Origin of the sequence: Pararhodobacter sp. SW119 (assembly GCF_017811755.1) — a bacterium.
In the GTDB taxonomy this organism is placed as follows: Bacteria; Pseudomonadota; Alphaproteobacteria; order Rhodobacterales; family Rhodobacteraceae; genus Pararhodobacter.
The window spans coordinates 1-8120 of sequence record NZ_JADDJF010000082.1 but is presented as its reverse complement, the minus strand read 5'-3'; the positions used below and the strand labels follow the sequence as shown (position 1 = coordinate 8120).

At 61.0% G+C, this 8120-nt stretch carries 5 protein-coding genes and 4 pseudogenes; 3 read left to right on the top strand and 6 right to left on the bottom strand.

Annotated features, from left to right (window positions below; all coding sequences use genetic code 11):
* Positions 1–64: 64 nt before the first annotated feature.
* Positions 65–1051, bottom strand: coding sequence for a PRC-barrel domain-containing protein (locus tag IM708_RS21745; protein WP_209428258.1), 987 nt, complete (start codon positions 1049–1051; stop codon positions 65–67).
* A 355-nt stretch (positions 1052–1406) separates the two neighbouring features.
* On the opposite strand from IM708_RS21745, the gene IM708_RS19575 reads away from it, so the two are divergent.
* A complete protein-coding gene (locus tag IM708_RS19575) occupies positions 1407–2075 on the top strand; it encodes an IS1 family transposase (RefSeq protein ID WP_209428257.1) in 669 nt (222 codons plus the stop codon).
* A gap of 66 nt (positions 2076–2141) precedes the next feature.
* On the opposite strand, the pseudogene IM708_RS21630 reads toward IM708_RS19575, so the two are convergent.
* The 5 genes and pseudogenes from IM708_RS21630 to IM708_RS19555 all read right to left on the bottom strand — a co-directional run.
* A pseudogene (locus IM708_RS21630) lies at positions 2142–2522 on the bottom strand (ATP-binding protein); the annotation flags it as partial.
* A 9-nt stretch (positions 2523–2531) separates the two neighbouring features.
* Positions 2532–2747, bottom strand: a pseudogene (locus tag IM708_RS21625) (site-specific integrase); the annotation flags it as partial.
* A 220-nt stretch (positions 2748–2967) separates the two neighbouring features.
* Complete coding sequence (locus IM708_RS19565; protein WP_209428255.1) at positions 2968–4614, bottom strand: IS1634 family transposase; 1647 nt, start codon at positions 4612–4614, stop codon at positions 2968–2970.
* A gap of 345 nt (positions 4615–4959) precedes the next feature.
* Positions 4960–5550 carry a hypothetical protein gene (locus IM708_RS19560; RefSeq protein ID WP_209428254.1) on the bottom strand — a complete coding sequence of 197 codons (591 nt, stop codon included), beginning with the start codon at positions 5548–5550 and terminating at the stop codon, positions 4960–4962.
* Between the two features lie 342 nt (positions 5551–5892).
* A pseudogene (locus IM708_RS19555) lies at positions 5893–6087 on the bottom strand (transposase); the annotation flags it as partial.
* 97 nt (positions 6088–6184) lie between these two features.
* Here IM708_RS19555 and istA point away from each other — a divergent pair.
* Both istA and IM708_RS19545 read left to right on the top strand, forming a co-directional pair.
* Positions 6185–7612 (top strand): annotated as a pseudogene (gene istA / locus IM708_RS19550) (IS21 family transposase); the annotation flags it as partial.
* Positions 7602–8120: ATP-binding protein (locus IM708_RS19545; RefSeq protein ID WP_209428259.1), on the top strand; the 519-nt coding region annotated here is incomplete at its 3' end. The pseudogene istA and the gene IM708_RS19545, both read left to right, overlap by 11 nt.

Below are 8120 nucleotides of genomic sequence, written 5' to 3'. Positions count from 1 at the left end.
GCTTGACGCTTTTGCGAACCGCCACGGCAAGGAAGCTTATCTGACACCACCATTCAGTGCCGCATCATTGCTGGGCTGAAAACTCCGGGAGTGCCTTTAGCTCAACTTCAGAAAGATCCGTGCATACAAAGGTATCGTCTCCCACTTTTACTATTGCCATTCTGTTTGACGGGAGAAAAATTGATCTTTCACCTAAGCCGAGGAATCCGCCAACATCGGCAACCGCGCCATTTACGGACCCAGATCGAACGAATGACCTAATTTCTGCAACCGAAAGACCCGAAGCATCAACCAATTCTAATCCTTCAGTAGCCAGCCCGTAGAAATCAACTAAATGATATCTCGCACTAGCGCCCCCAACTCGCTCGCGCATGCAAACTTGCGCTGCTTCCGAGAATACAGCTTGTTCGATGCGAGCAATGCGCTCATCCCGCCTCAAAGCCGCCCGATCAAAGGACTCAAGCTTCTCAAGCTCTACCTCTATTCCGCGACGTACTTCATCAAAATGCTCAACGTATTGCCTAATGGTTCCATCAATCTCACGCATCCTTTCAAGAAAGCTTGCGTCTATGTGCGTCAAAATACCCTCTAGCTCTTCTTGCGCATCACCAAAAGATCCCTGGAGTTGTCGCACAATGTTCTGTGCCGAGGATAACTGCGCCTCCAACGCGTCGCGAAGTTCGAAAAAAGCCGCTTCCTTCCGGCGCTGAAAATCTTGAATAAAATCCTCTAATTCGGCAGCAGAAACTCTCGCCCGCCCCTCAGATTCTGCCAGGCTCTCATTGAGCGCGCTAACCCCGCGCTGCTCAAAAGAGTTAATGATTGCTCTATCCACCACCGGCTTTAACCCAAGCATTCCTATTAACCCAATTATGGCCGTAACTACAGCAAAAGCACCTACCGCTATATAGACCCCCTCCCGCGTCCTTTCGTTAATAAGCGTCTTTAGTTCATCTTTAAGGTTCGCACGCGCCAGGCCTTCTTCGAATCTAGATTGGTTCAGTTTATCATCTAGAGATTTTAATGATTTCCTTATCTCGCTCTCTTCCACAAGATCCTCCTTCGAACTCCACCCCTTTGCTCAAGGTACCCTGCCAGAGGCATTGTCAGAGGAACCGCACCAGTACCGCCTTCCTTGCTCCTTAGGTGAGCGCGAGGTCAAAGAATATTGATATTCAAGTCAAGAGCCATTAATGTGCTCCGAGAACCTGAGCAATCAAACGCTGAATAGTGTACCACAGTCGGTTCCTCTGACAAAGCCTGGAACGGGCGGTGTTAGAGCAAATTGCTTGAGCGGGGCTTTGTCATTTGTGGACGGGCGGTGTCAGCAAACCGTGTTGGTTCGTACTTTGTTCTGATGGGTCAGTGAGGTATGCTGAGGCTCCCAGGCCCCAAGGAGACCTGCCATGCCCCGCTTCGATCCGGCCGAATTCGGCCGCCTGCTTGCCCGCCTGACCCCGCAGGAGCTGCGCCAGGCCGAAAGGCTCGTTGCAGATGCGCGCAAGCGCGCCGAGGCCGTCCTGGAGGTTGATGCGCGGGCCGATGCTGGCGGTCCGGCGGCATCCTGCCCGCGCTGCGGGGGCGACGCGCGCATCCGGTGGGGGCGGACCAGAACAGGCGCACAGCGATGGAACTGCGCGGGGTGCGGGGCGACGTGGTCAGGCCGCAGTGGCACGCCTCTGGCCCGGGTTCACCGCCCCGACCTGGTAGTCGCGCTGGCGCGTGACATGATCGAGGCGCCGCAGCCGGTGTCCTGCCGCCGCGGGGCCGAGGTGCTGGGCGCGTCTCGTCAAAGCATCTGGCGCTGGCGGATGAAGATCATCGGGGTCCTCACGCCGGAGGCTGACAACAGCCTTGCTGGCATCGTCGAAGCTGACGAAGCGCATCAGCGCGAGAGCCGAAAGGGGTCGAGAGAGTGGGTCCAGCACCGGCGCGACCCTGCGAAACACCCGGCACCGCCGCGCCTGCGCTGGCGCGATTACAAGCGCCGCGGTGCCTCATGCACAGCGCCTCCAGGGGGATGGCGGGCTTGGGAGAAGAAGCTCCTCGCAGCAACCGATCGCGCCGGCTGTTGATTTGCACCCAGAACTGAGCCGGGTTTTTCACCGAACAGTGAGCCACCTCTGATTATGGATTTCGGTTCATGCTGGGGTCAAGATGTGTGTTGTCTCCTTCTTTTTCTTTGCAGCTGATGCTGCGGCTGAGCTTGCCTTGAAGCGGAGGCTGTCGTTGCCGGTTTCAAGGATGTGGCAGCGGTGCGTCAGGCGGTCGAGCAAGGCCGTGGTCATCTTGGCGTCGCCAAAGACCGTGGCCCATTCGCTGAAGCTGAGGTTGGTGGTGATGACGACGCTGGTGCGCTCGTAGAGCTTGCTCAACAGATGGAAGAGCAGCGCCCCGCCTGAGGCGCTGAAGGGCAGATAGCCCAACTCATCCAGGATCACGAGGTCGAGTTTGGTCATTGCTTCCGCGATCTGGCCGGCCTTGCCCTTGGCCTTTTCCTGTTCGAGCGTGTTGACCAGCTCAATCCCGAGCGTGACGCCGTAAAAGAACCGCAGCGCGGCGACCGTCTGGTTCAGGCTCGCCCACGCCACCCGCTTCGATGCCAGGTGAACCTGAAAGGTGCGGACGTCCTCCAGCGTCAGCGTATCGGGCGAGCGGCCGAAAAAACGGCTGAACTTCGATACCGCGTTAAAGTAGGATCGCTGGGTCGCCGGCGAGAGGTTGCGGACCGTCATGTCTTCGATCATGCGGCGGCGCAGAGGGCTGATCTCGGTCATCGGAATGCTCCTGTCTGGAAGGGGGCTCAGCAACCCAATCCTTCCAGACAGCAGCGCCCATGGCGACGATGCCCCCTACCGCGGAGCGGTTTCGTTCAATCCTGAATCGGAAAGCCAACAACACGCTCTAATCCGATAAGGAATTGATATTGTTGATGCGAAGTGGCAGTTTTTGCCACAACCGCAGCAGTCAAGCTGGCTTTTTGAGGCCGAGTGCGTCGAAGAGTTCCAGTTGTTCCGGTTGCTGTCGCGTCAGGCCTGTCGTGGTTGTTGGTCCAATTCGCGTGACGTGCTGGTGGAGGGTTGCGAGAAGGTCCAGCGCCCGCCGCGGGCTTGTGGCATTGCCCCTGGCTTTCAGCCGCATGCGCATGACGCGGTAAAGCACCAGGGCGAGAAAGCATATCAGGGCATGGGCACGGATGCGGTCGGGCAGCCGGTGGTGGACCGGCGCGATCTCGATGTCGGACTTGAGGACGCGGAAGCCGCGCTCGATGTCGGCCAACGCCTTGTAGCGCGCGACGGCGTCGATGGCGGTCAGGTCGGGGGCGTTGGTGATCAGCGCCAACTTGCCGTCGAAGAGTTCGGCCTCGGCGATCGCGTCCTCGTCGACGCTCCAGCTGAACCGATCCGACGTGTAATCGGCCTTGAGGAAACGCGTCAGTTCTGCCTCCGCAACCGCCCGGGTGAAGCGGCTGTAGGCGCCGCGGTCGGAGGCACGACGGCCACGGGCGGTCTGTCCCTCGTCCTGGGCATCGAGCTTCCGGACCATCTTCTCGGCCATCGCCTCGAGCTCGGCGATGCGGGCGCGGCGGCGCTCGGACTGCTCGGCCGCGCGCAGCGGATCATGCGCGACGATCAGGCGGTGGCCGGCGAAGGTGCACTCGGCCAGCCCCTCTTCATTGAAGGCGAGCCCCCTGAAGGTATCCACCAACTCGGCATAGCGGCGCGCCGGCACGGCAAGGATGAACTCGAGGCGACGGCTGCCCCGCTCTGCCAGGGCGGTCAGCTCGCCGATGTTTTCCAGGCTCAGAAGTCCGCGATCGGCAACGAGGATCACGCGCTGGATAGGGAAGCGCTCCAGGACACTCGAGAGCATGCCCTTCAAGGTCTTCGTCTCGGCCACATTCCCAGGATGGACCGTGTGCATGAGCGGCAGGCCGTCGGCGGTCTGCACCACGCCGAGCACGAATTGCCGGGCGATGCCGCCGCGCTCCTTGTTCATCCCGAAGGCGCGCAGGTCGTCGGCGACCGTGCCCTCGCCGTGGATGCGCACGGTGGTCAGGTCGTAGAACACCACCGCCAGTTCCCGGTCGACCAGCGGCCGGATCTGCTTTGTCAGTTCCATCTCGACCCGCTCGGCATGGTCCATCAGCGCATCCATGGCGCGCAGCAGATGGTGATGCTCGACCTTGGCGGGCATGTCAGGCATGGCGACCGTGTCCAGCCATCGCAGACAGCCGAGCTTGCTTGCCGGATTGCACAGGCGGTTGAAGACCATCGCTCTTACCAGCGCCTCAACCTTGAGCTCACGGCGTCCCGACCGCAAGGCGCGGCCAAGCGCGCGGTCGAACCCCAGATCCTTCCAGAGTTCGAAGAGCGCGAAGACATTGCCATAGGCCTTGGCGCTCTCGACCTCGATCGGGAATGCGGTGTTCTGGCTGCGACCCAACACTCGGTTCAGGCCATTGATCAGCGGATCGAGCTTCTGCGGGCTGAGTTCCTCAAGGCGGCCAAGGTTGGCGATCACGCGATGGCGGACCTTGCCATCCTCGTTGCGATAGCCTTCCACCAATTGCACATACTGGCGGCCGCCCGATCTGGTGATCTTCGTGTACATGTCGCAACATGTATCTAATTATATATCAACAAACAATGGCTTAAATTACTTCATATTGCCACAACAACCAAACGCAGCAAAAACACCCCCTCACCGCATCAACTCATTGATATTCTTAGGGCTGGAAGCTCATGAGGAGCGCGAAATCGGACATATCTGCCGAAGTTGGGGGCACAGGATCTCGCGGCACTCGGTCGTGCTGGTGCGTCTGAACCTCATGCACGACACCGGATGGCACGACCGATCAGCCTGAAGACACCCATGAAGCCACCTCCCGAAATCCTGCCGGGAAGATGGTGCCCGATCGGGTGCGGCGGAAACGATCGGGACTTTCGAGTGGCCGGATCAGCAAGTATCGAATGCGAATGCCTCTAGGCGCGGCTCTTGCGTGCCGTACTCCAGGATCTCCACCTCGACGCTGCAGGCGAAGTTATTCCTGTACTCCCGAACCTCGATCGGGATGCGCGATCCCCCGTTCTTCTCGAACTGGTTCGTGAAGAAATATTCCAGGGACAGTCTGAAGGTCTTTGGTTCGCCGTCGGCATCCACGAGGGCGTCTTCCGGGGGCCCGAAGCCGAGCGGAAGCTCGAAATCATGACTTGGGTCGGTCCGGTGGCTGAACGCGTAATGCGCGACGCCGACACGCGACGGCCGCGTGCCATCGTTGGTCACGTAGAAGGCGCTGGAGCTGCGCGGATGCGCAGGCTCGATCGTGGTGCTCGAGTAGTCTCGGCGGGGAGCCTCCCAGGACACGAGGGCGGTTGCGATGCCGATAGCGCCGATCGCGAGACCCACCAGCCCTGTGGTCGTGGAGATGTGGCGGCGCCAGTCCTGGTAGGAACCACAGGCGGTGCATTTGGTGGCATCATCCGGGATCGATGTGCGGCACTCGATACAGAAGCGGTCAGTCGCTGGTGATTTCGGAACGTCATTCATGAAGCACCACGAATATCTGAAATAACAAGAGCCAGCCTGGGGCAGTCACCGGTAAAAAAATTGATCTTAAAACTTTTAACCGACATTCCCCAAGTGGCCTGCCGTCTGACGTCAAGATCGCCGGATTTTGCCCGCTGGACAAGCGTTTTTCGCCCCGAGCGGCGTCTGCGGTCGCGCAAACGCCTGGAGCAGGGCGGATCGGGCCGCGAACCCGCAGCGTCTTTTCCCGGCAGCGCCGTTTTCCAGCGCGGTGGGCAGACCTGTCGAGCCTCTTTCGTTCAGTTTGGGTCCGCATCGTGGTCATGCGCATCGCGGTGGCGCTCGCAATCGGCGGATCGCGGCGCGGATGACCGGATCGACGGCGAGACGATCGGCGTCGTTGACGTCCTCGTAGCCCGCCAGCCGCCCGAACACAGACTGCCGAAACAGCCCGTCCAGAGGGTGGACGGTGTTCTTGCCCCGGCGGTTGTCGCACAGCGCCGCAGACGCCAGATCGGACAGCCCAAGCGCTCCATCCAACTCGCGCATCACCAGAACCCAGCAGCGCTGCTCCCGCGTCGTCGCGAACACCTCGCGCAGCGCGGTCCAGAACCCCAAGGCACCGTCGCCGATAGCGCGGCAGGATGCTGGGCGTGAGCGGCACAGCAAGCTGGACCCCTTTGCCGAGAAGCTGGCGGGTTGGCTGAAGACCGAAGCGGGGAAGTCGCGCAAGCAGCGACGCACAGTGAAGCAGTTGCACGCCGATCTCGTGGTGCTTGGCTTCACCGGCTCTTATGCCCGGGTGGCGGCTTTTGCGCGACGGTGGCGGGCGGATCGGCAGCGCGAACAGCAGACCACGGGGCGTGGGACGTTTGTGCCGCTGCACTTTGATCCCGGCGAGGCCTTCCAGTTCGACTGGAGCGAAGACTTTGCGGTTCTGGGCGGCGAACGCACGAAGCTTCAGGTCGCCCATATCAAGCTGTCGCACAGTCGGGCCTTCCTGCTGCGCGCCTATCCGCTACAGACCCACGAGATGCTGTTCGATGCGCATTGGCACGCATTCCGGGTCTTCGGCGGCGTGCCGGGTCGAGGGATCTACGATAGCGAGACCTTGTTCGCCATTGGTTCAAGAACAATGGTCGAGCGCGCACAGCGGTGGATCGTGTCGGTCGCGGCAAGGAGCGCCAGGTCAACATGCGCTTCCTCGCCATGACGAACCACTATGTCTTCGAGCCCGAGTTCTGCAATCCCGCCGCCGGCTGGGAGAAAGGCCAGGTCGAGAAGAACGTCCGCGACTCCCGCCACCAGATGCTGCACGGCATGCCGGACTTCCTCGATCTCGCCGCGCTGAACGCCTGGCTTGAACAGCGTTGCCAGGAGTTGTGGCGCGAGACGGCACATGGCACGCTGCCCGGCACGATCGCCGATCTCTGGGCCGAGGAGCAGGCGGCCCTGATGCCGTTGCCCGTCGCTTTTGACGGCTTCATTGAGTTGAGCAAGCGCGTCTCGCCCACGTGTCTGATCAGTTTCGAGCGTAACCGCTACAGCGTTCCGGCGTCATTCGCCAACCGCCCCGTCAGCCTGCGGATCTATCCGGACCGGCTGGTCGTGGCGGCCGAAGGCAATATCTTGTGCGACCATCCGCGGGTCATCGAACGCAGCCATCATCTGCCGCCACGGACGATCTACGACTGGCGACATTACCTGGCAGTCGTTCAACGCAAGCCTGGAGCCCTTCGGAACGGCGCGCCATTCCTGGAATTGCCGCCTGCCTTCAGGAAGTTGCAGGATCACATGCTGCGCAAGCCCCGGCGGTGACCGCGAGATGGTCGACGTCCTCGCCCTGGTGTTGCAGCACGACGAACAGGCCGTGCTCACCGCTGTGGAACTGGCATTGGCCGAGGGCGTCGCGACAAAGACCCATGTGTTGAACATCCTGCACCGGTTGCTCGACGACAAGGTGGTTGGCGGGCCGCTACTGGATACCCCGCAGGCACTGGCCCTGCGCCGCGAGCCCAAGGCCAATGTCGAACGCTATGACGGCCTGCGCAGCCAGACCGAAGGTGGCCGCCATGCGTCATGATCCTGCCAGCGGCGCCATCGTCATCATGCTGCGCAGCCTGAAGATGCACGGTATGGCGCAGGCCGTCACCGACCTGATCGAGCAAAGTGCTCCGGCTTTTGAAGCAGCCATCCCGACCCTGTCGCAACTGCTGAAGGCCGAATTGGCTGAACGCGAGGTTCGGTCGATCGCCTATCACATGAAGGCGGCACGCTTCCCGGCCTACAAGGATCTCTCGGGCTTCGGCTTCGCCGCCAGCGAAATCAACGAGGCCACGGTCCGGACGCTGCATCGCTGCGAGTTCATGGATGGCGCGCAGAACATCGTGTTGATCGGTGGGCCGGGGACCGGAAAGACCCATGTCGCGACGGCCCTCGGCGTCCAGGCTGTCGAGCATCACCGGCGAAGGGTCCGCTTCTTCTCGACCATTGATCTGGTCAACACGCTCGAGCAGGAAAAGGCCAAGGGGAAAGCCGGGCAGATCGCGGAAGCAATGACCAAACTCGACCTCGTGATCCTGGATGAGTTA

Excerpts from the sequence above, each read along its gene's own strand:
- IM708_RS19565 (WP_209428255.1), bottom strand. The coding sequence starts at position 4,614 with ATGTACACGAAGATCACCAGATCGGGCGGCCGCCAGTATGTGCAATTG.
- IM708_RS19575 (WP_209428257.1), top strand. The coding sequence starts at position 1,407 with ATGCCCCGCTTCGATCCGGCCGAATTCGGCCGCCTGCTTGCCCGCCTG.
- IM708_RS19560 (WP_209428254.1), bottom strand. The coding sequence starts at position 5,550 with ATGAATGACGTTCCGAAATCACCAGCGACTGACCGCTTCTGTATCGAG.